We start from the raw sequence: 22,813 nt of genomic DNA, 5'->3' as shown, positions 1-22,813 counted from the left end.
GATCAGAGCGAACCCGGGAGGGGGTTCGAGTCGTGCTCGGCCAGCGCCCGCCGGAAGCGGGAGAGCTGACTGCCGGAGTGGCCTTCGGCGTGCTGCTTGTACAGCCGCTCCCACTCGCGGGCGTGATCGGACAGCTCGAAGCGCTGCCCTCGGAAGATCGGAACCGGTTGACAGTGGCACCAGTCGTGGAACTTGATGACGCTGTCGTCGCCCACGAACGACTGGTTGGCTGCGCGCCCGGCCGCGTCAAGATCCTTGTACGTAGCTCCCCGCGCCGCCATCAACTTGCAGAAGGCACAGGCCCCCAAGGCGGCAGCACGGGCGTAGCCGATAGCAAGCCGGTCCTGCTGGACGGCAGTCCGAATAGTTCCCCGCCCCTGATCGAGGACCAGCTTCTCGACGACGCCCTCAGCCTTCTTTTCGGCGGCATCCAGACGCTGGTCGAGCGGCAACTTCTGAGCGTCGGTGGTCGCCGGATCATCCGCATCGCGGGGCCACAGATCCTTCGTCGCCCACCGCAGACTGTTGTCGACCTGCGCGTCCGGCGGAGGACCCAGCAGCGGAACCGTGAACCGTCCCGTCACCGCGGCGGCCACACGCTCCGCGTCGTAGAAGTCCGCGGCGGCCGTTGCCGAGGCGTTGCCGTACTGCGCCACCAGGGCGCGCACCGCCTCGATCCAGTCCGGCACCGACGCCTCCAACTGCTGCGGCCGGATCAGACGCCGCAGCGACCGTATATCCCGCACCAGCAGCCGCGACAGACCGCGCTGCACCCGACGCTGCCGGGCCGCGCCGTCGCCGTCATCCGAGACCAGCGTCGTCATCGACGGCCTCCGGAGACGGAGTCTCGTCCTCGGCAGCACCCAGGGCGGCCAGCCGGTCCAGCACCGTGGCACCCCGAGCCCGCCGGCGGTCGGCGGCCACTCTCTGCCTCTGCCCTTCAGTCAGTCCGGCCATCTCCAGCGTCACATCGGAGTCGGCAGGCAGGATCCCGGCCTGGACAAGCTTGACGGTGGCGTCCGCCTGCGCAGCCACCGTCGGTGTCGCAGGGTTGCGCCATACCGTCTCGATGCGCCGCGTCTTGTCCGGCGGCTCGCTGTCCCGCACCCACAACGCGAGACGCATTGCCTGCTGCCAGGCCGCGCCGAATCGGCGGATCCTGCGCTCGCTGCGCTTGACGAGCTTGGCCTCAGTGGAGCGGATGGCGTCTGCGGAGGCCGGGTTGTCGGTGGTGTAGCCGAGCATATGCGGCGGCAACCCGAACTGCGACGACATGATCCGCGCATACAAGTCAATGATCTTCGTCATGCCCGTCGGATCATGCGCGGCGAACTGACCGACCGCAGGGACGTTGCCGTCCTCGTCCCGCTCCAGAGCGAGCACCCGGCCGATATACGTCTCCCAGGCGCTCTTGGCGTTGCCCTCCGCGTCCTGAAACGCCGACTCGGCAGCGCCGAGGATGTAGCGCTGCGGGGCGCCGAAGAACTCGGCCGCCACCTCCATGCCCATCAACCGGCGGCACGCCGCATCCGTGATCGACATGACCTCGGGGGTAATCTCCGACTTGCCGACGCGGTCAGCGGTGCGCTGCCGGTTCGCCATCCTAACGACCGGCACAACACCCAACTGATGGATGTCCCGGTCGATGACCTCCCACCCGCCCGACTCCGACGGCAGACACATCACCGTCTGATCCGGCAGATACAGCACCAGCATCCGCTCATCCGGGCCCGACTCGATGAAGCTGTCAGCGGCGCACTCGCGTAGCGCGGCCGTGCCCATCCGCAGGCGGGCATCCCACATCAAGGTCATGTCCAGGGGGGACTCCGCCGAAATCAGCGGTGGGCAGTCATCGGTGCCGCAGTCCCCCGACCCGACCGCCAGATACTCGCGGCCGTACACCAGCGAATCCAGGTGCGCGAGCGAAGACTCGTCGAACAGATCATTCGCCTCGGCGATCTCAGTCAGCTCCGAGGAGTCCGCACCGTCCGCCCAACGGAACGCCTCCAAATCGAGACGCTCCTCCAGGCTCTCAACGCCGACGCGAGGCCAGCCGATGACCGTGTGCAGGCCCTTCAACTGCGGCGGGATCGAGATGCCGAGATCACGGACCAGCTGCTCACCATTGAAGTAGGCATCCCGCAGTTGCAGCGCGTACCGGTCGCGCAACAGATCCGCCCGCAACATGCTGACCAGCGAAAGCTCATCGTCCGAAAGCGTCAGCAAAGGGAGCTCGGGGATGGACAGGGTCATCGCAGCACCACCACCCGTCCCGACTTGCCGACCTTCTTCTTGCCGAGCCCCTTGGCCATCGCATCAACACGGCACTGCCAGGCGAGGACCGCCGAAATCGCGGCGTCGATCTTGCGTGGGCTGTCGGGATGTTCCTTCATGATCTGGATACCGCTGCGCGACTCGCGGCGCCGCGAGTTGAGGATGTGCCGCGTCAGCACACTCGACCCGTCATGCGACAGCTCGCCGTCCACGACGCTCGAGCGGAACTTCTCCAGCGCCCGCACGATCTGGATCGCCCGGCCGCCCGTCATCCACCACTCGATCGGATGCTGCGCCGACGACTTCACCTTCAGCCGACGCCCGAACTTCGCCTCCCAGGCGGCGATGTGCGACTCCCACTTCGCCGGGTCCGCATACATGCCGACCACCCGGTAGTCCCGGAACGCGTCCTCTACCGCGGCGAGCACTTCGACTGTGGGAACTTGCCAGTCGGCGCCGAACGGCCCCTCCGGCTGCTCCCAGCAGCCCAAAAGGAACAGATGGCCGTCCGAGACGCGGCAGCCCACCAGGGCCGTCGCATCCGTCACGCCCTGAGAGCGTCGACGCGAACCATCGAACCCAAGGACGATCTCGTCCTGGTCCACAACCACCTTCTCCGCGGCTGCCACGCCGGCCCACTCGGGCTGACTGATCCATCCGTCCGTCGCGTGAGTGACCTGATTCAGGTAGTACCGGCGGGCATCCTGAGGGTCGGTGTCCGGATCCCAGTACTCCGCCAGCAGGCGGCGCAAGTTCACCCAGCCGCCATTCCGGTCAGCCGAATCGCCATAAGCCACGGCCAGGCCGTCCATCAGGGAACGCTCGTTGGCCGGGTCGGTCTCCGGCGGCGCCTCACGGTGGTCGAACAGGAGGCCCTCGTCCAGCTTGAGCTTGCCTTCCTGCTGCTTCGTCCACGCCTCGAACGACCGCTCCGCCACCGATCCCTCGCCGGGAACAAAGGCGTTCGGCGTCTCCACCGAGCAGCCGTTCACCTTGCCGAGATTCCGTCGGATCGTCGCGGCCAGCTTCCGGCCGCCATTCGAAGGTATCCACGACTCCGTCTGGTCCATCGCCGAGAACACTGGCCGGAAGCCCTCACGGCTCGTACCAGAGCTAGTCACGAACTCGACCCGGCCGCGAGGGACGTTGACGAAAGTCTCCATCGGCTCGATGTCGTAAGCGTCCAGAACAGGACCGCCGCGCGCCATCTCCAGCAGTGGATCCCAGGTGTTCGCCGTCTGATCCTCCGAGACGGCGACGATCTGCACCTTCGCCTTGAACCCCAACGAGGTCCACGGGCGGCCCACCGGCTCGCCATCCGAGTCCCAGCCGTCCGGCACAACGTCAGCGAGAGCCTCCGCCAAGCACAACGCGGCAACCAGCGGGGACTTTCCCCAGCCCTTGGGGCGAGACAGGACGGCTCGCCGGATACGACGTCCGTTACGAAGCGCTCGCCCACCGATCGCCGGACCCGCGAAACGCGGATCAATGGCGTACAGCTGAAGCACGAACATCGCCTGCTCGTCCGTGAACTCCAACGGCTCACCGGCCGCCGGACCGTCCGGGACGATCAAGTTGTCGGCGATCCAACCGAGCACCTGGTAGCCGAGCGTCGGAATCTCTCCGGGATAGGTGGGTCCGCGCCATGGCATCGGATCACCCCCCGGAGGCCTCGCCCTCCTGGCCGGGCTTGAGGACCCGCAGCTTCGCGTACCGCGATTTCGCGGCATCGGTGCCCGACGAGCCTTGTCCGCCGTCCGCGCCATCCGCCTCGGCGAACGCCATGCGCAGACGCGCTCGGTCCTCCATCGTGGCCCCGTGCTTGGCGACCCGAAGGCGAAGCTCAGCGGCCACCGACAGATCTCCTCGCCAGAAGCGAGCATGGATCAGGGCCGTGTCGAGCAGGAAGTCCCAGTCAGTCGACCCGAAGTGCTCGGCCTGCGGAGAGTCGACCCACATCTGCCACCACTCGCGTGTGCGCTCCGGCCACACGAACTCAACGAGATCGCCGTCCTGCTCGATCCGGAAGTCCGGCAGATCGGGAGCCTCCGCCCGCTCGAACCGAAGGATCGTCTGAGGCTGCGCGTCCTTGTTCCGCCGCGCCCGCCGTGCGGGGTCCTTCGGGGCTGGCCCTTGGCCCGCCATCGCGACCACCTCCAGATCCCCAGGCCCGTACAGAAGGACAGCGCGTATACGGTCCCGATCCGCATAACCGCAGGTCAGGGGCATACCCCCAGGTCAGAGGCATGATCCCCGAATAGGTCAAATCGGAGATCGTTTGGATCACTCAGGAGATCGTTTAGGCGGTCGAGTTGACCTTGAACGGAGATCGTTAGGACCTCGTTGATCAAGCTCAATGATCACGAATCGATCTTCGTTCTCGATCTTCATCGACTTCAATCGTTGATCGATTCGACGATCAACAACTGATCACTCTCACACGACCACCATCGCATCACCATGCAGCACTGCACCTGCACGCCTCACCCCTGCCCTGCCCGACCAGGTGGTGCCCACCATCGTGCCCCTCGGGGTGGGGCAGCGGGGCGGGCAGGTGACGCCCCTACGCCTGCTCCCTGCCGTCGAGGGAGTGGTGCACCAGCAGCCAGCCCACCGATCCATCCTCCTGCTCGGCTGGCCTGACCTCAGGTCCGCACACGCAGTCCGGCTCGGCCGTGCTGGTGTCGTGCACGACTTGGTCGCGCACTGGCGTAACGTGAAGCGTGTCGGTCATCGCCTGCACTCACCCTCGTCAGGCCGCGAGTGGCAGCTTCCGTCGGTGTCGCCACTCTGCAAGGATCTTGTCCTGCTTCGAGTGGTTGCAGGTCGGACAAGCTGGTAGGACGTTGCCGATCGCGTGACGTCCACCTCGCGCCAATGGGATGACATGGTCCATCTGAACGGTCTCGAGCTGTCGTCCACAGTAGGCACACCTATCGCGGTACCGGGTGACGAGTCGGCGCCAGTCGTCCAGGAGTACGCCGACGCTGCCAGGGTTGTTCCGCTTCAGCGCCCGACGGGCGCGACGCCGGACGCGCATTTCCTCCGGGTGTTGGACCGCCCACTGGATAGACCGCGCGATCAGCAGTTCTCGGTTCGCCGTGTAGTACGCCCGCTTGCTGCACCACGGCGAGCAGTACAGAGCATCCGAACGGACGGCCTGAAAGGTGGACGAGCAGTGCGCGCACAGGAAGTCGCGGACTCCCTTGTTCCTGCGCCGGTCGATACGCCGCTTGCCGCACTTCAGCGAGCAGGTAAGCCTGTCTGATCGAGTGACAGGGAAGGGCGTCTCGCACTCGGCACAGAGTCTGGTTTCGTCCGGGCAACGGTTGCGGTTGTAGCTGGTCTGCGTGGTGCAGCGCCGCGAGCAATGAAGGGCATCGTGGCGACTCGGCGTGAAGCCCGTGCCGCAGGCCAGGCAAGAGCGGGGCGAGGGGGCGAGATCGGTTCCGGCCTTGACTGCCCGCTTGTAGTGCTTGGAGCAGCGAAGGCGCCGCAGTTTCCCTCGGGTGCACTCGTCGACCTCGTTGCGGTCGAAGCACTTGGCGGAGTCGTCTGGGTTGCGGGATGACTGCTTCTTCTGATGGGCGGCTGAGCACGGCTCGCATCGTCGGGTGTTCCCGTGCCGATGGCTGATGTCTGCGCCGCAGTCGAGGCAGGCGCGCGTAGTCTGTGTCATGTCGACCTGTTCGCTCAGGTTGTCCACGGCCCCGGGACTGTTAGCGCAGTCGCCGGGGTTTCTTCATCCCATTATCGCAGGGCAACTGCCATTTGGTCGGGCTTTGTTGACCTAGCCTCGGCGCCCCTTGGCCCCTCGGTTCGCCTTCGATCCGGGCCACACCCCGGTCGCCTCATGGAAGCGGAGCGCGCAGTACCCCTTCGCCCGCGGTCCCATGAACCGCTGCACTCGGGATACGCAGCGGGTGAACGACCCGGAGCGGGGCGCGTATCCGATGCCGGCGGCTTTGCCACGGCTGGTGGGTTTGTCGCTCCAGTACCGGCGTCCTTGTCGGACGATGCGACGGTTGCTCTTGCCCTTGCTGGCCACAGCTCTCACTCCTTCTGCGGCGCGGGCTCCAGGGGTTGGGGGTCCTGGTCTTCGTCTACCCGGATGACGGCGTGGATCTTCTCGCGGGGTGCGGCGAAGCAGGGCCCGGTCTCGTCGAAGATCGTGACCCAGTGCGGGTCGAACTGGACGGTGAGGTGGTCGTCTTCGATGAGGGTGTCGTCACCGCGCCGTTCCGCGTGGACGATCAGGTATGCGGGCATGGCACGGTGTCGCTGTCGACGCGGTAGACGTCGTGACCTTGGTCGGGTTCGAGGCCCATGACGGCGGCGAGCTGGGCGGTGCCGCCGGTGGTGCACGTGAGCTTGAGGTCGAGTGGCCGGGTGAGGAAGACGTGCTCCTTCTGGGCGGCCCCCAGGATCTCGTTGGTGGCGGCTTCCTTGGGGTCGGTGCCGTGCGGGACGCGCACGTAGGTCGACAGCATGCTGGTCACCTCAGTCCTGGGTGGGGTTCGCTCGGGCGGGTCCGTCCGGGCCGCGGGTTGGCGCGCTGGGCGGCGTTCCCTTCGGCTGACGACTTCCGCATGTGGCACGGCTCGCACACGCCTTGGAGCTGCTTGTGGTCGTCGGTCTTGGCCTTGATGTGGTCGCAATGCGTCGATGGCCGCACGCCGCATAGAACGCAGATCGGATCCCTGGCGAGCGTCTCAGCGCGCAGGCGAGCCCAGTTGGAGGGCAGCCGGCTCTTGCGGTCGGAGTTCTGCCAGCCACCACTCACGTCCGCCTCCGGTCAGTCGTCGTCGCGACTGTCGACGTATCGCCCGTTCTCGATGTGGAGGGCGGCGGTGAGCATGCCGACGACGCTGATCCAGTCGAGGGATTCACTGACGGCCTTGACGAGGCTGACGGTGCCGTCGTCTTTGATGACCTTGAGGAGAACGTGCGCATCAACTGGCATGTCGCCTTCGTCGAGGTCGATGGTGACGCCGAGTGAGTCGAGGAGCTGGCCGATCTTCTGGTCAGCCATCGCCGGATTCCTCGCCTATTGCCTGCTGGGATTCCGTCGCCCGCTGAAGCCTATTCTTCAGGTTTTCTCCGAAGCCGCTCACGTCGACGACCCGCCGCTCGGGCTCGTTGGCGGGGATGTCGACGGTCTCGGGGGTGACGATGACGCCTCGGGCCCCGATCTTGTCGGTGAGGCCCTGCCAGTAGTCGCGGTACGGGGCATCTGCGCCGAGGGCGATGCGCTGCGGCATGCACTGGTCGACGACGAGCACGAACGGCGGCCGGTCGTCGCCGCTGCCTTCGGGGAGTTCGAGGATCTGCAGGCGGGCCATCAGGCGTCGCCCTCGCTCGCGTCGGGGAGAGCAGCGTTGTCGATGAGGTAGTTGCCTGCCTCGATGAGCAGACTGCCAAGGGCACGGTAGACGTCGTCTGCGTGGAGCGTGTTACCCCGGAGTTCTACGGCGAGGGTGCCGATACGTCCTCCGATCGGGACGGCTCCGGGTAGGCAGGTGGTGATCTCTACGGGTGCTGTGATCTCTGCTGCCATGGCGCGGGCTCCTGGTGATCAGTAGACGGGCAGGTCGTCGTCAGAGAGTTCAATGTGGCGGCCGTGTCGGGTGCAGTGCGGGCAGATTCCCACGCTGCGTCCGGAGCCGGGCCCGTATTCGGGGTCGGGGATGCTGCCTGCGTGCTGGTGGCCGCCGTAGGGGCGGCTGCAGAGGACGCAGGGCAGCCAGTAGAAGCCGTGGCGTTTCGCGTACCGCTGGTGGATGCGCGTCCAGGATTGCGGCAGGAGCCGGATCCAGGCTTCCCACTTCTTCGGCGCTCCGCATGCGGCTGGCGCGGGGATGCCGAGGCTCCGGTACCAGAGGCGTTCGATCCGGGTGGGTGGCCGCATGGTGATCGTGACTTGGTGGCGTGTCACGGCGCCGCCTTGGCTTCGTCAGCATGTGGAAAGAACCCGACCATAAGGTCGGCCCACGTGTCGGCGGCCTTGTCGGCGAGGTCGTCGCCGCGCGCCTGTTGCACGTAGGCGGCGATCGCTTCGGCTTGGCTGCGAACTTCGGGCGGTACTGCGGCGAGGATGCCTTTCAGGCAGCGGTCGCTGCTGGCGTGCCGCTCTTCGTGGCCTTGCACGGCGATGATCAGGTTCCATGCCCACAGGGGCAGGTCAGGTACGGGGGAAGCCATGGGCGCGGGCCTTCCGTGGGGTCAGTGTTCGTGGATGCGCATCATCAGCACGCCGCTCAAGGTGCGGAGTTCGGTGGTGTCGCCGTCGCAGTCTTTGATCAGGCAGACGGTGCGGTCGGGGCGGATCGGGCGCTCTGGTTCCTGGCCGATGCCGAGTTCGCGTTCGAGCCGGTCGATCAGCGCGTGGTCAGGTGCAGGCATGGCGCGGGCTCCTAGGTCGTCAGGCGGTGGCGTGAGCGTGTTCAGCGACGACCTTGCGGAGGTCGTCGGGTTTGCCGGTCGCGTCGACGTAGCGCTGACAGAGCTGCCCGTTGGCGACGTGCTGAGGGCTGCCCAGGCCGGACTCCTGCGGATGCCACAGGTGGGTGATCGCGCCGGCGTGGCGCACAGTCGGTCCGAGGAGCGCGTCGGACGCGATGCGGAAGGCGGCGTCCTCGAAGCCCCAGCCTTCGAAGCGTTCGTCCATGCCGCCGGCCCGCCACCAGGCGTCGGGGCGGATGACGAGGATGCCGCCGGTGGCCCATTCGTGGGCAAGGTCGGTCGGGCAGTCGGCGGCTGGGGCGCCTGCGAGGTGGGCCTGCGTGCCGTCGCGGGACAGGCCGCGGTACCAGCTGTACGGCAGGTGCAGGACACCGTCTTCGGTGTCGGCGATGGCAGCGAGCAGCGGCTCGCCCTCGGGCAAGGTGTCGGCGTCACAGAGCACGACGATGTCTGCTCCTGCCGCTTCGGCTTGCCGGATGCCTTCGTTGCGGGATCCGGCCCGGGAAAACTGACGGTGCCCGCTGTCGGCGTCCAGGTGGATCGCGTCGGGCAGCAGCTGCCGGAGGTGGGCTTGCACGTACTGGTGGTGGGCGTTGCGCTCGGGGGTGCCGGGCCGCCACGGGATGACGACGGCGACCCTCATGCTTGGTACACCGCCCAGGGTCGGTCGAGGTCCCTGCGGACCAGGCCGAGCCGCGTGGTGATGTTGTCTTGCTGATCGGGCGACCAGGTGGTGACGCCGATCCATTCGCTGGCTTCGGCGGGCTGGTCGGCGGTGGGCCAGTCGAGGATGAGGAGGCCGCCCTTGCGGACGACCGCACGGAGGCGCGCGATGAGCTGCTCGCCGGCCTCGTAGCTGTGATGTATGAGAACGGCGAGGCAGTAGACGGCGTCGAACTTGCGGCGGCCGAGATGCTTGCCGAAGTCGCTTCCGTCGGACTGAAAGACGGGGAGGCTGGCGGCGCGCTCGGCGAGTGCAGCGAGCATCCGTGGCGAGGCGTCGACGCCGGCGACGTCGTACCCCAGGTCGCGGAGTGGGATGGCGACGCGGCCATCACCGCACCCGAAGTCCATGACCTTGGCGCCGGCGGGGATGTCTTGGGCGAGAAGTTCTGCTTGCGCTTGTCCGCTTGCCCAGTAGGCGTTCTCGCTGATGCCGCGGGTGGGGTGGATGGAGGCTGCGGCGCCGTCCTGGTTCCAGGCGTCGATGACGTCTTGGGGGTGCACGGTGGTCACCCCTTCCTGCCAACGCGGGTGGTGGTGACGCCGGGCTGGTCGGGCATGTATCCGTGCGGGTCGATGACTACGGAGCCGGACGGGAAGCGGTAGTCGGGGAATTCGTCGTGCCGGGTGGCGATCACGAAGACGCCGGGCCGGTCGGGGGCGAAGGCGCCGCCGGTGTCGACGTGCGGGTCCCAGTGCTCCAGCTTGAGTCCACGCTGGCGGAGTTGGTGGGCGAGCAGGAGCGCCGGGCTGCCGCCGGTGAGGTCGGAGCCGGGCTTGTACGCCTTGCCGAGGATCATGATGTCGAAGCCGGTCTGTTCGCCCCACTGCTGGACCAGGTCGGCGAGCCATGAGGACTGGGCTTCGCGCGCTCGGACCATGTAGCCGAGGACGTCGGTGGACAGGTCGAGGCGCTGGGCGAGCCAGGACATGGCGATGAGGTCTCGGGGGTGGCAGTGGCCGCCGTCTCCCATCCCTCCGCGCATGTACTTCGCGGAGACGACGCGGTCGGTGGCCGCGGCGAGGGCGTCGGTGACGGCGTCGCAGTCAGCGCCGGTCTTGTGGCAGATCTCCATGATGGCGTTCGCTACAACGATCTTTGTGGATACGGCGACGTTGTAGGCGACCTTCGTTAGCTCAGCCGATTCAATGCTCATGATCTGCGCCGGGCGGTCGTGGACCGTGGCGTGGATGTCGAGGACTGGCTGGGCGTTGCGGCGGTCATCGGCTCCGATGAGGACGAACTCGGGCTTCAGGCAGTCGGCGATCGTCGTCCCCATGGCGATGAACGCCGGGTTGTAGACGAGCGTCGTGAACTCGTTCAGGAGTGGCCGGATCAGCCGGTTCATGGTCCCGGGCAGGCAGGTGGAGATGACAGCGATGGTGATCGGCTTCGCCTGTTCGGCCGCGGCCCTGCAGAGGTCGCGGACGGCCTGGACGAGGTATTGGTACTCGAAGTCCTGCGGCTCCTGCGGCATGGGGGTTTCGCCGCCGTAGGCCGGGCTGTGCGGGGTCTGCACGGCCACGAAGACGACATCGTCGGCAGTGGCCACGACCTGTGCGGGTGAGGAGGCCAGCGTGAGGTCTGCTCCCGGGAGGAGCGCCTCGATGCCTTCCTCCTGCGGGGGCGGCACCTCGCCTCGGAGGATCTGTGCGGGCCGCGGTGAGGGGTCGTAGCCGATGACGCGGTGCCCGCCGTGTTTGGCGAGGGTCAGCGCGCACACGGCGCCCAGCTTGCCGAGGCCGATCCAGCCGACTGTGCTCATGTGGTGTTGCCTTCCGGGGCGCGGGTCCGCCTGACGGCGGCCGGTTAGCTGGTCAGGTACTGCCGCAGGCTGGCGATGTCTGCGGCGCGTGCAGTGTCCATGGCGGGGCTGCCGTAGTCGGCGGTGCGGTATCCGGCGAGGGATTCGGCGCGGGTCTCGTCGTCGTGGCCGCCGGTGAGGTCTGCCCGGTCGTGGAGGATGTCGATGTTCACGCGTGGGTGGCGGCCGAGTGTTTGGCCGAGGTACTGGATCCAGGAGTCGCAGTGTGGCGACAGGCTGACGTGGCCGAGGTGGTCGGTCCAGGCGCGGGGCCAGATGGGGAAGGTGTTGCAGGTGGCGATGTCGTTGGAGTGCGGCCACAGCACGGCCGGTTCGTGCTCTTCGATGCGGTGGTCCCAGCCGGCGGTGAGCATGCGGGCGTCGTCGTTCCACAGCATCAGCCAGTCGCCGGCGGCCTGTTCGGCGAGTCGGTTGACGTATTCGTGGAGGCGTGGGTAGCCGTATCGCTGTGGTGCCGCCCAGATCGTGGCTTGGCCGGGGAGGGCGGCGTGCAGGGTGGGAGTGTCGTCGGGGTCGGCGGCGATGAGGATTTGGATGCCGTCGGGGTGGTCTGCCAGGTCGAGGAGGCCGCTCACGGTGTCGGTGAGGGGCTGGGGGCGGCCGCGGGACGGCAGGAGAACGGAGATCAACAGAAGGTCTCCGTTCAGTAGACCGTGATGGTGCCGGCCCGGTAGACGGGCGTTTCGGAGCCGCCCGCGAATTTGATCCACACCGTGTAGGCGCCGGGCTCGAGGCTGGTGATGCCGCCGTTGGGGCCGATGAGGATCCGGCCATGGGGGGCGGTCCATTCGCCGGTGAGCCAGTCGCCGTCTTCGGGGCTGGTGTCGGTGAGGAGGAAAGCGAAGCGTGGCGGGACGGCCAGCGCGATCTGGGTGCCTCCGGCACGCGCGACGACGGTGACTTTCACGAACTCGGTGGAGATGGCGGCTAGATCCACGGCTGGCTCACCGTCCATCCTCCGCGGGGTTCGCTGTACTGGATGGTGAGGTCGTCGGTGTCGACTGCGTCGGTCTGTGCACTGAGTTCGCTGCTACCGGAGAGCGCGGCGGAGGCTTGCGCGCTTTGGACGCTGGCGACGGCAAGGCCACTTTCTGCGCTGACGCCAGCGGCGATGATGATGGAGCGGGTCGCTGCTGCGGTCTGAGCTCCGTCGGCTGTGAGGGCCGCGGACCCGAAGTATGTGCTGGCCGAGCTTGCCGAGGTGTTGACGTTGTCGAACTCGGCGTAGTTCGTGGTGCCGTTGTTGCGGTAGGACCACAGGTCGAGCGCGCAGGTGTCCGTCGCTGCGGTGACCCAGGCGGGGGTGGCGAGGGTGCGGCGATTGGTCCACGACGAGCCGTCGGTGGAGGTGTCCCACAGGACGTTGCCGCCGGTTTCACGGATCCGCAGCCATGCATGCGTGGTGGCGTTGTAGGTGAGCGATGTGGCGGCGCCGTCGAAGTAGGCGACGTTCGACTCGCAGCGCATCGTGCCCGCCACGGTGTTGATGTTGAACGCGAGGTTCGTGCCAGCTGTCGTCGTGATGATGCTGAAGACGGTCTGGACCTCTACGGTGCCCCCGTTCGCCGCGGCGGCCAGGGGGACTTGCAGGTAGGCGGAGCTGCCGGCGAGTGTCCATGTCTTGGCGGTTTGGTAGCCGGCATATTGGCCGGCTATGCACGGGATGCGGGCGCGGCCTCCGGTTTCGGTGACGCCTCCGTAGGCGTTGCCCCAGTCCGGGCCGATGACGTTGTCGTTGAATGTGTCCACGAGGGTGCTCAGCAGAGGCATCGCTCACCTCGCCGTCACACTCAGCCCAGCGGTTGGGCTTCCACGTTCGCTGATCCGCAATCACCGCATTTGAGGACGACACCCTTACCGTGGTTGCCGAAGCGCAACTGCAGGTTCGTTAGTGCGTTGTCGTGCCTGTCGCCGTTCACGTGGTGGACCGTCTCGTGCCTCTTGAGAGGTCGCCCTAGCGCCTCGGCCATAACAAGACGATGCTCAGAAACGTACCCGCCACTGTTTCGCATCGCCGAAGCGAACGGGTGATCCCACTCCATGCGGACGAAGATGTACCCGCCCACCTGGATGCGGCCGTTCTTGTATCGCGACCCGTACAGTCGAGCCGTCTTTCCCACGCTGATCAGGTACCGGCTGACTCTCGTCTGGTGGACGCCCATGCGGCGCGCTATTTCTTCCTGCGGGACTGACTGCTCACGCCAAGCCAGTATCTGCTGCTTCTGCTCTTCGCTGAAGCTCTTACGCCGGGGGCCCGGCGACCGAGTAGGACTGCCTACACCGCGCACGATCGTCCTGATGGTGACCTCGCAGCAGCCGTAGGTGGCACCGATCTCCGCGAGAGTCTCACCGCCCTCGTACCGCTGAGCGACTCTTGCGTGATCCTCCAGCGGAACCTTGCGGCGGCGGCGGTGGACGCCCTCCTTGGAGCTCAAACGGTAGACGTGCTGCCGCGTGATTCCGTATCTGCTCGCCACGTCGTCGGGGTCATCGCCTCGCGCGAACTCCCTGACTATCGCAGCTCGTTGCTCGGGCTCCAGCACCATGGAGATAAGTTAAGAATTACTGCAGGGCGAACGACAAACTGCCTGCGGTTATCTTGATCTCGTCCCCGGCCAGGACGGTGCGGCTCGCGGCGAGCGCCCCGTACCAGAGGCGCACGGGTGTGCCTGCGGAGTCCCATATTTCGACGCCGACGAAGGTCCCGGCTGGCATGCCGCTCCATACGAGGTCGGCCGAGTTGGAGGTGGCTCCGGAGGCTGCGGCGCCGACGGTGAGGTTCTTGCGGGCGTAGCTGCCCCCCGTGGCCTCGGTGCCGGCCGCGCTGTCGGAGCCGTTGGCGGTGACGAGGGCGACCTTCAGCGGGAGCGTGGGGGCGGTCGTCGCCGTTCCCATGATCCAGTCGAGGCAACGGTTCTCGGCTGTATTGGTCAGATTGTCCGCTATGTCTACTGCCCTCCTTGCTGGTCAGGTGACGCCGAGATGCCCGGACATACGGGTGATGTTTTCCGCGCCCGGCGGGTCGACGGACACCCAGACGCGGTAGTCGCCGCGGGCGAGGACGAGTTCACTGCCGGGCCCGATGAGGATCCGGGCTTCGTCGCCGACCCAGTCGGCGGTCTGCCACTCCGCTTCGGACGGGTTGTCGCGGTGCGCCACAGCCGCGATCTTCACCGGGGAGCCGGCGAGATCCACTCCGTCCGGGCCTTCCACGGGGATGTGCAGGTACTCGGTGCTGCTCGCGGGGATCTGCACGCGTGCCACCCCCGGTCACAGGTACGGCGGGTGTGCGGTCCATGCAGGCGTGTACGGCTGCCCTGTCGACCAACGGCTGTACGGGGCACCGACGGTGATGTCGATGTCGTCGTGGGTGGAGAGCGTTGCCCCGCCCGCGCTGAGAGTGGCCGTGGCGGAGAGCGCCGCGCTGGCACGCGCCGCTACGGTTCCTGTTGCTGCGAGCGTCGCTGTGGCGGCCAGGGCAGTCCCTGCGCTCGCGCTGCGGTGGCCCGACGCGGCGAGTGCGCCCGTCCCCGCCAGTGCAGCGTCGCCGAGGACGGGTGGCGCGCCCGTAACCCCGCCGGCCGCTAGCGCGGCGGTGACTGTCAGGGTGCCGCCACTGCTCTGGTCGACCCGCCCCTGCGAGGTCAGGAGGGCCGTGGCGGTCAGGCTTACCTCGGCCTCTGCTTGGCGTACTCCACTCGCGGCGAGGTCGACGGTTGTGGCGCACGCGGCATGCCCGGCTTGGCCCACCAATCCGGTGGCGGCCAGGTCGGTGGTAGGTGCCAGAACCGCTGCAGCGACGGCGTCACGCCGCCCTGCTGCGGTGAGATCTGCTGTGGCGGTGAGTGCTGCGTCGTCGGCCGCTGTCAGTTGTCCGGCTGCGGTCAGGGCACCCGTCGCGGTAAGGCCCGCCGTGCCCGCGGTGCCGCGGCTTCCATCCGCCGTAAAGCCGGCCGAGGATGCCAGGCCGGCGCCGCCTGTCGTGGCTCGCGTTCCGCTTGCGGTCAGGGCCGCTGTGGCCGCGATTGCTGTATTGCCTGTGGTAGCGCGGATGCCTGACGTGGTCAGGGTGGCGGTGGCGGCGAGGGCGGCAGGTGCGGTGGCGGCCCGTAGTCCCGACGAGGACAGTGTGGCGGTACTCGCTAGTGCCGCGTCGCCTGTGGTGCCGCTGGTGACGTCTGCCGCGGTGAAGTCGTCGAAGCGCAGGGCGGCGACGGATTCGGCGCGAAGGCCCACGCTGGTGCCGGTGGCGACGTTCGTGTCGGTGACGGAGACGCGCTGGATGCCGTTGACGAACCCTCGGATCGTCGAGCCGACGGCCTGGACCTTCGCCACGTCGCCGTTAGCGGCTGCGGCGGTGTAGCTGCCGATGCTGATGAAGGAGCCGCCGACGACGGCGAACAGGGTCCAGTTGCTGCCGTCGTTGCGCCACAGGTAGCCGCTGGTGATGGTCGTGTTGCCGCGGCACCAGACGCCGTGGCTGACGGCCGCCGTGGTGGAGATCGTCACCTGGGCGGAATGGTCGTTGGTCGCCATCGCTCCGGCCGCCCGCAGGATGATCGTGCCGCCTGCGCTTCCCGACGAGAGCCGGTTGGAGGTGATCGACCAGTCGCCCGATACCTCGACCCAGTTGGCGCCGAGGCTGGTGGAGTCGGCGCGGTTGAAGTCGTCGGTGAACGTCGTCACGGCGGCCTCCCGCTCCAGCCGCTTGCTGTCAGGCGGACTGCGGAGTTAGCGAGACGCCCAAAGTCGTCAGCGAGAAGGAATCCGCGGACGCCCACGCCTTCGAAGCCGTCAGCGCGACGGTGAACAGCAGCGTTCCGGCGGATGAGGCGGTCCACACGGAGATGTGGGTGAGCGTCTCCGAGGTGCCGCCATTGGTCCACGCGGAGGGTGCGCCGCTGAGCGCGAGCGCTGAGCCGGACGATGAGGCGGCGAAGGTGCAGCTGTTGCGGGTCGTCGATCCGACGCTGACGGCGGTGGTGCCGGCGGCGCCGGGGTCGCCGGTGTGCAGCTGTATGTACGTCCCGGCGACGGGCCCGTAGGCGGCGCCTGCGGTGCGCAGTGTGTTGAGCCAGCCGGAGACGAGGCTGGGGGCGAGTCCTGCGGTCATCGTTCCCCCTCCTCGGGGTCAGACGTGTCGGCATCAGGGTTGGGGTCGGGTGCGGGGGTGACCTCGCCGGAGGCCTCCAGCCGCAGCACGTACTCGTCGGGCACGGGGGCCTCCAGGGTTGAGGTTGGTGCGGCAGAGGTCCCGGGGAGTCTCAACGCCTCGCGATGGTCTGCCGCATGGACGCCCACCAGGCGCTGCGCCAGAGCATCCGGGACCTCTGCGTCGGGGTGTCCCGCCGTCGGCGGTGGGTGAAGTGACGGCGGGACGTCGGAGCGTGAGCGGCGCCCCGAGCTTTATGTCCGCCCAGTCCCCCACGGACTGGGCGGACGAGTGGGCCGAGCGCTGGGGGCGCTACAAGACCCAACCTGCGCGACCACCAGCGCAGGGGATCAGGCGGCGTAGGCCGGATAGATCCGGCGCGCCTTCTCTCGGGTTGCCTTTTCGGCGTTGATGACGTCTATGGCGCGGAACAGGGGGCGTCCGTACTGGTCGGCGTCTGCTTGTTCAAGGACGCCGCGGTACTTCCAGTTGCGGACGACGTTGGGGCGGACTTGGGCGGCCTCTGCGGCTTCGGCGACGGTCCAGAGGGCGGTCTGAAGGTCTGCGGTCAGGTCAACCACACGGCCACCTCCTCGAAGGGTGCCTGAGCACGAGAAAAGGCCTCAACGGACTGGTCCGTGAGGCCTTGAGCATGTACGGGCATGCTGCGCGTGGCCTCAGGATCATGCATGATGCGCGTGGAAGTCAAGCGGCCTGTGTGACGACGGCGGCAAGGGCCTTCACGTAGGTGTCGTATTCGGCGCCCGTCAGGATCCGGCGGCAGTCCGGGTCGCGGCATTCGATGTATGGCCGGTCGTCGACGAGTCGCAGGTCCCGTGACTCGGCGAGGTAGGGGCCTTTGCAGCGTGGGCATGGCGCCATTTTGCGGACGTCGCGTTGCGGGTGCTGCTTGGTGAAGCGCTGGCCGGTGGCGTGCCAGTGGCGGATCTGCCCCGCCGGGTTGGCGTTCCCGGCGTCGTGTGGTTCACCAGCTGCGGGGTGGCGTTGCATCATCCAGTCGAGATGCGCGGCCAGGGTGGAGCAGGCTGCGCCGATGCGTCGCCCTTCACGAGTCCCCGCCGTGACGAGCTCGAACTCGGGCGCACGGAGTCGGCGTTGAATGAGTACGTCCGTGACGAGTTCTTCCATCTCGCCGAGAAGCGCGTCGATGAGGAGTCTGGCGGCTTGGCCTGGCCAGGCGGGGGCGTCGTTTGGCCGGCTTCCGATGGTTGCGGTGCTTTGCGGGCGCGCTCCGTGGAGCGCTTCGAGCTGTATCTGGGTCAGTAGCCCGGGCAGCTCAGCGACCTGCTGCCGTGCGCGTTCGACGCAGTCGTAACACTGCACGGGCCACCCCCAGCAGGGGGTGAGGTGGTGGTCGGCGCCGGTCTCCGCGAGTAGGACTTCGGCGCGACGCCACGCATTGTTGCAGGGGCCGGGGCAGGGCTGCTGGGTGGGGTGATCGTGCACGGCGGGCTCCTCGGGTGGCACGGGAAGCAGGGCGACGTCTGCGCCAATTGTGCACGAGCGGTTGACAATCAGCGGCCAATGGCACAGGAACGCGCGAGCCCCAGCCCGGGTGGCGGGACTGGGGGCTCGACGACGGGGGTCACGTGGTGCAGCGGCAGCGGCCGAGGCAGTGGTCGCAGTCCCCGACGAGCCCGTGGACGTGTTCGTCGCATGCGCTGCCGCACGGGTTGCCGCCAGCCCGCTCGGTGGCCAGCTCGACTTGGCGGGGTGCGTAGAGGCCACTGCCTCCGCGCAGGTAGTAGCCGTTGTCGGTGGCGTACTTGCGGACGGAGACGATCGGCAGGGTCTGGCCTGCTTCCGGGCCGTCGAGAACGGTGACGTGATCTCCGGCTCGATGCATGATCAGCCCTCGTCTCGGTCGTAGATGGCGTTGCCGCGCCGGAGGCGTTGCGGCGGAGGTTGAGGCAGGCGTCAGGTGTCAGATCGCCGGCGGTAGGACTTGGGACGAATCTCCACGCCGGCTTCAGCGAGGAGATTCCGGATCAAGTTCGTCGAGCGGCCCACCGAGGCGGCAATCTCCTTCAGCGTTTCACCTGCCAAGTAGCGTTCCGCGGCCGTCTTACTGAGTGCCGCGCGCGCATTCCCCGTTAGGCGGTTCGATCGGGCGGCGGCGCCCGTCGCCACCCGTCGACGGCGGTCGTACTCCGACTTGCATGCCCTGCACTGCCGGGATCCTTGATGCCAGTAGGTGTTGCTCTCGTCGAACGGGTGCCCGTTGGGGCAGTGGGTATTGGCCGCGCAAGAGTTACGCGGCGACCTCCCCCTCTCCACCATGTCCCGACTGTTGTCAGCTTTGGTTCCGAGTTCGAGGTGGTCGGGCCGCACGCAGAGCGGATTGTCGCAGCGATGACGGACCACCAGTCCTTCGGCTATCGGGCCGTGGTGCCACACATAGGACAGCCGATGCGCGTATTGCTTACCGTCAGCCGTTCCAATCGTCCCGTACCCGTTGCGTGAGCTTGCGGTCCAAACCCAGCAGGAGTCTGCAGCTTTGCGCACCTTGCTCCAGAAGCGATCCTGGAGGGTGGCACGCTGGGGCGGCTGCACGGTCCCTCGCCGCGTCCAGCGCACATAGTGCCTAGCACAGCACCACTTCCCGTGCGGCTGGCGCCCTGCGCAGGGGTCCACCACCTCGTCAGCCATCGTCCCCCTCCTCGTATGGATCTTGGTCAAACCAAGCGCGGTCTCGGCGCGCCGTCTCGTGCGGGTCGTCTTCCCACCAGTCCGCCCGGCCGGGCTCGGTCGGCGACGGGGTGGGTGGGGTGGTCATGCGCGGTCCTTGCGCTTGTAGGCGGCGAGGCGGCAGTGGATGCCCCACCAGGTCACATGCTGCGGCGCCACGGAGACTTCGTTCCATTCGGCGTCCAGCAGTTCGTAGAACTCATCGTCGGCCGTGCAGCCACCCCAGGACTCCCCGGCGTAGATCAGCAGGTCGCCCTCGTAGAGCGATAGGGCATGCCGGGCATGCTCACCGCCATAGGGCGGCCACACCATCAGCAGAGCCCGATCCTGGTGGTGCTTCACGGCGGTTGCGTCGTCGCGGAGCACGGTCGTGTACGGGCCGGCCTTGCAGTACGTGTTGTCCTCGGCGGCCGGGTGCGGGTCGTAGGCGGCAACGTCGATGCCTGCCTGCTCAAGTTGCCACGCCCAGTAGCCGGTTCCGGCACCGATCTCGACGACGGATCGGCCAGCAAGCTGGTCGGCAATCCACGTCACGTCACCCGGCGAGATGATCGACCAGGCGTAGCGGGTGGCGAGCCCCTGGCGCCCGGCGCCTATCGCGTCCAGCCTGGCGGCCTCGCCCTTATCGAACGCCAGGTAGGTGTATGTGGGTTCGAGTCTGCCGTCATGCCAGTCAGGCTCGGCGGGCATCCACCGGACGACGTCCCACAGCGGGTTTGTGACTCCGTCAGGGGTGGTCTGGTCCTGCTCGCTGCTTGCGATCGGCCGGTACGGCGACCGGTGAGAGGAGTAACGCCGGGCTCCGGCGCCCTCCTGCTCCCATGCGGCCCGAAGCTGACTGATGACCGATTCGGGATTCATTGCGGCCCCCTCTTCATCGTGACGAGCGAGACCTTCTCGGCGATCACGGACAGGTCGCCCTCGCGGTAGCCGGGGTGGAAGACGCTGATCGTGTACTCGCTGCCGCCGGGCTCCTCGGACAGGAGCCGGATCTCCCGCATGGCGTCCCGCATCTGCTGCAACGCTTCCTCGGGCGACGGGGCGTCGACGCGGACGGCGAGCGGCTTCCCGGGCTGGCCTTCGACGGCAACCTGCACGCTCCAGACGCTCATCGTTCTTCCTTCCGTCGTATCTGCTTTGGCAGGTCGCCCGCCCCGTACACGGTGCGCGGGTTCCATGCGGCCAGCTGCTTGTTGGCGCGGGCGAGGTCGGCGAGCGCGTTCTGTCGGCCTTCCTCGTAGCGGGGCGGCCGGCACAGGTGCAGCCGGCGGATCGCGTCAGCAGCCTCGGCGATGGCGGCCTGGATGTGGTCGGGGTAGGCGCGGCCGATGCGGGTGGCGAGACCGTCCGAGACCGGGACGTCCGTGCGCGGGAACGCGATCACGACGGGTCCTCCTTCACGACCCCGGCGAGCCAGTCGTCACCCTCGACGAACTCCGGTCGGTGTTCACGCCAGTTGGCCAGCGCCTCGTCGACTCCCCGCTGCATCCAGTCGTTCCATCCGTGCATCTGGATGTTCCAGCGCCAAGACGCTCGGACGTTCTCGTAGGCCTCGCGGCTGAGGTCGTGCCCGGATGTGGCGTCGATGTCGTCGAGGTCGCGTCCCATGGCGATGCACAGGGCGATACGGGCGTCGTTCATGGAGGTGCGCTGCTCGACACCCTCGACCGACGCGAGCGTGTCTCGCTGGCGGGCCAGCCGCATCATCCGCAGCCGCGCGTTCCTGGTGGCCTTGTCGCACATAGGAGTCTCCTGGGCAGCGAGCACGAGTCGGGTGGGGGCTTCACCGTCCGGGCTTGATCACGGCGCTCGCCACAGCGAGTGCGGCGACGGCAGCCGCGAGGGCGACCATCAGGGCCTGGCGGTGCTCCCACATCGTGCGGACGATCTCGAATGCGTTCATGGCGGGCTCCCTCGGGTGCGGATGTGCGGTGGATCGGCGGGCCCGGCCTCCCCCGGCCGGGCCCTGGGGTGGATCAGGCGGCCGGGGCGGTGAGCTGGCGCGCCATGTCGGCGAAGAAGCGCTCGCCCTCGCCGACGTTGGTGATGCCGGCGTCGACCATGTCGCCGAGCAGGGCGCACAGCTGCCAGGGCGTCAGGGTGGTGGTGTGGGTGATCACGGATACGTCGGCGCGGCCACCGGTGATGTGCTTGGTGTAGGAGACCTGGGCTGCGAAGGCGGCCTGGAAGGACTCCGCGCGCTCGCCGGTGTAGCAGCCGGGGTAGTAGGTCGCGTTGCGGACGCATTCGATGATCTGGGCGTGCAGGTCGACGCCCTTACGGAAGCGGCGGGTGCGGGCGCCGATACCGAGGTTGCTCCGCATGATCTTTGCGAACTGCTGGCCCTTGGTCATTCCCGTCTCCCCTGCTGGTCTCCCTGGCGATGACTCCATAGTTGCATCCTCATGTTGCATCGTCAAGAGGTCTTACAAGGTGACAACTTTGAGATGCACCGCTAGGGTGCCTAGTGGAGATGCGACAACGCGTGGCATCCTTATGGGCATGACCGCGACCGAGAAGAAGCAGCAGGCAGCACGCGACCGGCTCGACGAACTCAGCGCCGCCTTCACGAAGGCCGACGAGGAACTCGAAGCCGCCCGCGCCGCCCTGAACGAGGGCATCGTCGACGTCCTCAAGGCCCGCACCCTGGGGCCCTCGGAGGTCACTCGGCACGTCCCCTACGAGCGCCAGCATGTCGGGCGCATCTCCAAGGCAGCTGGCATCCCGCCGCTGCGCGAACGCACCGTTGTCAGCGCCAAGAAGGCAGCCGGAGGCGGGACCTCCGAGTAGGGAGAAGCCAGTGCCAAAGCACCCCGGACGGACCGCGCTCTACCGGCTCTTTGATCGGGACGGACGCCTGCTGTACGTCGGCATCAGTCGCAACCCGGACGTGCGTTGGGGGCAGCACTCTTTGACGAAGGACTGGTGGCACGAGGTAGAACGTCGCGAGACTAAGTGGCTCGCTACTCGGACCAGGGCGGAAGACGCGGAGCGCCAGGCGATCCAGACCGAGCATCCTCGTTACAACACACAACACCGCTGGACATCACCTCCGTCGAGCGGGATCAAGATCCCAGAGGACCCCGCCGAGCTGTACGCCAAGTACAGGAAGGCCCTGGAAGAGCGGCGCGCGCTGGAACCACAGATCAAGGCCATCGCCGCGCGCGCTCTTCGCGAAGGTGCCCCGGTAGGCCAGCTCGCCAAACTCACCGGCATGACCCCCGAGGTCTTCCGCCGCATCGCCCGCACCGAGGGCGTTCAACGCCGACGGGAACCCACCGTCGGGCGGGAAGCCGAAGCCAAACGCGCAGGCAAGGAGCCCAAGTGATCGACACCGAGAAGCTCACCGAAGTAGCCCGCGAGGAACTCGCCCGCCTGTGGAGTGACCTCGAAACGGCACGCCAGCATGCCCTCAACGGCCAGTGGTCCGTGGCCTGCGACGACATCGAGGAACGCATCAAAGCGCTCACGCCTTTGATCGGCCCGACACCTTGGGGTGACATCCAGATCCCGCTGCTCGAACTCGGCATCTACCAGCGCATCCACGCCGACCTCGGCATCGACGGGCCGGATGTCGGCGTACAAATGAACGTGCACCACCTCGTACGAATGAGAGTGCACCAAAGTTGATGTGGTGGCGGGTGGGTGCCGCGAGTCTTCTGCTGTC

At 67.5% G+C, this 22,813-nt stretch carries 37 protein-coding genes; 3 read left to right on the top strand and 34 right to left on the bottom strand.

Annotated elements, in window-relative coordinates:
- Window positions 1-2 precede the first annotated feature (2 nt).
- The 34 genes from ACFYO9_RS34050 to ACFYO9_RS33885 form a co-directional block, all read right to left on the bottom strand.
- Complete coding sequence (locus ACFYO9_RS34050) at window positions 3-824, bottom strand: hypothetical protein (RefSeq protein ID WP_388666923.1); 822 nt, start codon at window positions 822-824, stop codon at window positions 3-5.
- On the bottom strand, window positions 802-2,253 hold the full coding sequence (locus tag ACFYO9_RS34045; protein WP_388666920.1) for a phage portal protein: 1,452 nt from the start codon (window positions 2,251-2,253) through the stop codon (window positions 802-804). The genes ACFYO9_RS34050 and ACFYO9_RS34045 overlap by 23 nt, the downstream gene beginning before the upstream one ends.
- Window positions 2,250-3,926: a terminase gene (locus ACFYO9_RS34040; RefSeq protein WP_388666918.1), complete on the bottom strand. Its 1,677-nt coding sequence runs from the start codon at window positions 3,924-3,926 to the stop codon at window positions 2,250-2,252. The genes ACFYO9_RS34045 and ACFYO9_RS34040 overlap by 4 nt, the downstream gene beginning before the upstream one ends.
- 4 nt (window positions 3,927-3,930) lie before the next feature.
- A complete protein-coding gene (locus tag ACFYO9_RS34035; RefSeq protein ID WP_388667028.1) occupies window positions 3,931-4,419 on the bottom strand; it encodes a hypothetical protein in 489 nt (162 codons plus the stop codon).
- 418 nt (window positions 4,420-4,837) lie between these two features.
- A complete protein-coding gene (locus tag ACFYO9_RS34030; protein WP_388666915.1) occupies window positions 4,838-4,981 on the bottom strand; it encodes a hypothetical protein in 144 nt (47 codons plus the stop codon).
- A gap of 45 nt (window positions 4,982-5,026) precedes the next feature.
- A complete protein-coding gene (locus tag ACFYO9_RS34025) occupies window positions 5,027-5,980 on the bottom strand; it encodes an HNH endonuclease (RefSeq protein WP_388666912.1) in 954 nt (317 codons plus the stop codon).
- Window positions 5,981-6,327: 347 nt separating this feature from the next.
- Window positions 6,328-6,543: a hypothetical protein gene (locus tag ACFYO9_RS34020; RefSeq protein WP_388666909.1), complete on the bottom strand. Its 216-nt coding sequence runs from the start codon at window positions 6,541-6,543 to the stop codon at window positions 6,328-6,330.
- The gene (locus tag ACFYO9_RS34015; protein ID WP_388666906.1) at window positions 6,528-6,764 is read right to left on the bottom strand and encodes a hypothetical protein; all 237 of its coding nucleotides are present in this window, start codon (window positions 6,762-6,764) and stop codon (window positions 6,528-6,530) included. Before ACFYO9_RS34015 ends, ACFYO9_RS34020 begins: the two co-directional genes overlap by 16 nt.
- Window positions 6,765-7,069: 305 nt before the next feature.
- Entirely contained in the window at window positions 7,070-7,306 is a 237-nt protein-coding gene (locus tag ACFYO9_RS34010) for a hypothetical protein (protein ID WP_388666903.1), read from the bottom strand.
- A complete protein-coding gene (locus ACFYO9_RS34005; RefSeq protein WP_388666900.1) occupies window positions 7,299-7,616 on the bottom strand; it encodes a hypothetical protein in 318 nt (105 codons plus the stop codon). The genes ACFYO9_RS34010 and ACFYO9_RS34005 overlap by 8 nt, the downstream gene beginning before the upstream one ends.
- Entirely contained in the window at window positions 7,616-7,831 is a 216-nt protein-coding gene (locus tag ACFYO9_RS34000; RefSeq protein ID WP_388666898.1) for a hypothetical protein, read from the bottom strand. The genes ACFYO9_RS34005 and ACFYO9_RS34000 overlap by 1 nt, the downstream gene beginning before the upstream one ends.
- Before the next feature lie 18 nt (window positions 7,832-7,849).
- Entirely contained in the window at window positions 7,850-8,209 is a 360-nt protein-coding gene (locus tag ACFYO9_RS33995) for a hypothetical protein (protein ID WP_388666895.1), read from the bottom strand.
- A complete protein-coding gene (locus tag ACFYO9_RS33990; protein WP_388666893.1) occupies window positions 8,206-8,475 on the bottom strand; it encodes a hypothetical protein in 270 nt (89 codons plus the stop codon). Before ACFYO9_RS33990 ends, ACFYO9_RS33995 begins: the two co-directional genes overlap by 4 nt.
- 21 nt (window positions 8,476-8,496) lie before the next feature.
- On the bottom strand, window positions 8,497-8,676 hold the full coding sequence (locus ACFYO9_RS33985) for a hypothetical protein (RefSeq protein ID WP_388666889.1): 180 nt from the start codon (window positions 8,674-8,676) through the stop codon (window positions 8,497-8,499).
- A 19-nt stretch (window positions 8,677-8,695) separates the two neighbouring features.
- A complete protein-coding gene (locus ACFYO9_RS33980) occupies window positions 8,696-9,379 on the bottom strand; it encodes a galactosyltransferase-related protein (RefSeq protein WP_388666886.1) in 684 nt (227 codons plus the stop codon).
- Window positions 9,376-9,972, bottom strand: a complete 597-nt coding sequence (locus tag ACFYO9_RS33975) for a class I SAM-dependent methyltransferase (RefSeq protein WP_388666883.1) — start codon at window positions 9,970-9,972, stop codon at window positions 9,376-9,378. Before ACFYO9_RS33975 ends, ACFYO9_RS33980 begins: the two co-directional genes overlap by 4 nt.
- Window positions 9,969-11,225, bottom strand: coding sequence for an NAD(P)-binding domain-containing protein (locus ACFYO9_RS33970; RefSeq protein ID WP_388666880.1), 1,257 nt, complete (start codon window positions 11,223-11,225; stop codon window positions 9,969-9,971). Before ACFYO9_RS33970 ends, ACFYO9_RS33975 begins: the two co-directional genes overlap by 4 nt.
- A 44-nt stretch (window positions 11,226-11,269) precedes the next feature.
- Window positions 11,270-11,914 (bottom strand): glycosyltransferase family 2 protein, encoded by a 645-nt coding sequence (locus tag ACFYO9_RS33965; protein WP_388666877.1) that lies wholly within the window; start codon window positions 11,912-11,914, stop codon window positions 11,270-11,272.
- A 14-nt stretch (window positions 11,915-11,928) separates the two neighbouring features.
- Window positions 11,929-12,222, bottom strand: coding sequence for a hypothetical protein (locus ACFYO9_RS33960; RefSeq protein ID WP_388666875.1), 294 nt, complete (start codon window positions 12,220-12,222; stop codon window positions 11,929-11,931).
- A complete protein-coding gene (locus tag ACFYO9_RS33955) occupies window positions 12,213-13,055 on the bottom strand; it encodes a hypothetical protein (protein WP_388666872.1) in 843 nt (280 codons plus the stop codon). Before ACFYO9_RS33955 ends, ACFYO9_RS33960 begins: the two co-directional genes overlap by 10 nt.
- Window positions 13,056-13,075: 20 nt before the next feature.
- Window positions 13,076-13,831: an HNH endonuclease gene (locus ACFYO9_RS33950; RefSeq protein WP_388666870.1), complete on the bottom strand. Its 756-nt coding sequence runs from the start codon at window positions 13,829-13,831 to the stop codon at window positions 13,076-13,078.
- 16 nt (window positions 13,832-13,847) lie between these two features.
- Entirely contained in the window at window positions 13,848-14,180 is a 333-nt protein-coding gene (locus tag ACFYO9_RS33945; RefSeq protein ID WP_388666867.1) for a hypothetical protein, read from the bottom strand.
- Between the two features lie 72 nt (window positions 14,181-14,252).
- Window positions 14,253-14,540 (bottom strand): hypothetical protein, encoded by a 288-nt coding sequence (locus ACFYO9_RS33940; RefSeq protein ID WP_388666864.1) that lies wholly within the window; start codon window positions 14,538-14,540, stop codon window positions 14,253-14,255.
- 15 nt (window positions 14,541-14,555) lie between these two features.
- The gene (locus ACFYO9_RS33935) at window positions 14,556-15,971 is read right to left on the bottom strand and encodes a hypothetical protein (protein WP_388666861.1); all 1,416 of its coding nucleotides are present in this window, start codon (window positions 15,969-15,971) and stop codon (window positions 14,556-14,558) included.
- A gap of 28 nt (window positions 15,972-15,999) precedes the next feature.
- On the bottom strand, window positions 16,000-16,398 hold the full coding sequence (locus ACFYO9_RS33930) for a hypothetical protein (protein ID WP_388666859.1): 399 nt from the start codon (window positions 16,396-16,398) through the stop codon (window positions 16,000-16,002).
- A gap of 389 nt (window positions 16,399-16,787) precedes the next feature.
- Window positions 16,788-17,018 carry a hypothetical protein gene (locus ACFYO9_RS33925; protein WP_388666856.1) on the bottom strand — a complete coding sequence of 77 codons (231 nt, stop codon included), beginning with the start codon at window positions 17,016-17,018 and terminating at the stop codon, window positions 16,788-16,790.
- A 124-nt stretch (window positions 17,019-17,142) separates the two neighbouring features.
- Complete coding sequence (locus ACFYO9_RS33920) at window positions 17,143-17,904, bottom strand: hypothetical protein (RefSeq protein WP_388666853.1); 762 nt, start codon at window positions 17,902-17,904, stop codon at window positions 17,143-17,145.
- Between the two features lie 139 nt (window positions 17,905-18,043).
- Entirely contained in the window at window positions 18,044-18,304 is a 261-nt protein-coding gene (locus ACFYO9_RS33915) for a hypothetical protein (protein ID WP_388666850.1), read from the bottom strand.
- Window positions 18,305-18,375: 71 nt separating this feature from the next.
- Window positions 18,376-19,107 carry an HNH endonuclease signature motif containing protein gene (locus ACFYO9_RS33910; protein WP_388666848.1) on the bottom strand — a complete coding sequence of 244 codons (732 nt, stop codon included), beginning with the start codon at window positions 19,105-19,107 and terminating at the stop codon, window positions 18,376-18,378.
- Between the two features lie 123 nt (window positions 19,108-19,230).
- Window positions 19,231-20,007 carry a hypothetical protein gene (locus tag ACFYO9_RS33905; protein ID WP_388666845.1) on the bottom strand — a complete coding sequence of 259 codons (777 nt, stop codon included), beginning with the start codon at window positions 20,005-20,007 and terminating at the stop codon, window positions 19,231-19,233.
- Window positions 20,004-20,258 carry a hypothetical protein gene (locus ACFYO9_RS33900; RefSeq protein WP_388666842.1) on the bottom strand — a complete coding sequence of 85 codons (255 nt, stop codon included), beginning with the start codon at window positions 20,256-20,258 and terminating at the stop codon, window positions 20,004-20,006. The genes ACFYO9_RS33905 and ACFYO9_RS33900 overlap by 4 nt, the downstream gene beginning before the upstream one ends.
- Window positions 20,255-20,530 carry a hypothetical protein gene (locus ACFYO9_RS33895; protein WP_388666839.1) on the bottom strand — a complete coding sequence of 92 codons (276 nt, stop codon included), beginning with the start codon at window positions 20,528-20,530 and terminating at the stop codon, window positions 20,255-20,257. The genes ACFYO9_RS33900 and ACFYO9_RS33895 overlap by 4 nt, the downstream gene beginning before the upstream one ends.
- The gene (locus ACFYO9_RS33890) at window positions 20,527-20,889 is read right to left on the bottom strand and encodes a hypothetical protein (protein WP_388666837.1); all 363 of its coding nucleotides are present in this window, start codon (window positions 20,887-20,889) and stop codon (window positions 20,527-20,529) included. The genes ACFYO9_RS33895 and ACFYO9_RS33890 overlap by 4 nt, the downstream gene beginning before the upstream one ends.
- A 233-nt stretch (window positions 20,890-21,122) precedes the next feature.
- Window positions 21,123-21,500: a hypothetical protein gene (locus ACFYO9_RS33885; protein ID WP_388666834.1), complete on the bottom strand. Its 378-nt coding sequence runs from the start codon at window positions 21,498-21,500 to the stop codon at window positions 21,123-21,125.
- Window positions 21,501-21,648: 148 nt separating this feature from the next.
- On the opposite strand from ACFYO9_RS33885, the gene ACFYO9_RS33880 reads away from it, so the two are divergent.
- Genes ACFYO9_RS33880 through ACFYO9_RS33870 form a run of 3 tightly spaced genes read left to right on the top strand, consistent with a single transcriptional unit; the run spans window position 21,649 to window position 22,776 of the window.
- Window positions 21,649-21,936: a hypothetical protein gene (locus tag ACFYO9_RS33880; protein WP_388666831.1), complete on the top strand. Its 288-nt coding sequence runs from the start codon at window positions 21,649-21,651 to the stop codon at window positions 21,934-21,936.
- Window positions 21,937-21,946: 10 nt separating this feature from the next.
- Entirely contained in the window at window positions 21,947-22,474 is a 528-nt protein-coding gene (locus ACFYO9_RS33875) for a GIY-YIG nuclease family protein (protein ID WP_388666828.1), read from the top strand.
- Window positions 22,471-22,776: a hypothetical protein gene (locus tag ACFYO9_RS33870; protein WP_388666825.1), complete on the top strand. Its 306-nt coding sequence runs from the start codon at window positions 22,471-22,473 to the stop codon at window positions 22,774-22,776. Before ACFYO9_RS33875 ends, ACFYO9_RS33870 begins: the two co-directional genes overlap by 4 nt.
- Window positions 22,777-22,813 lie beyond the last annotated feature (37 nt).

The sequence above is a fragment of the Streptomyces sp. NPDC005863 genome (genome assembly GCF_042871345.1).
Classification (GTDB): Bacteria; Actinomycetota; Actinomycetes; order Streptomycetales; family Streptomycetaceae; genus Streptomyces.
Note: the sequence above shows the minus strand (reverse complement) of the source record. Positions and strands in the feature narration are given on the sequence as shown.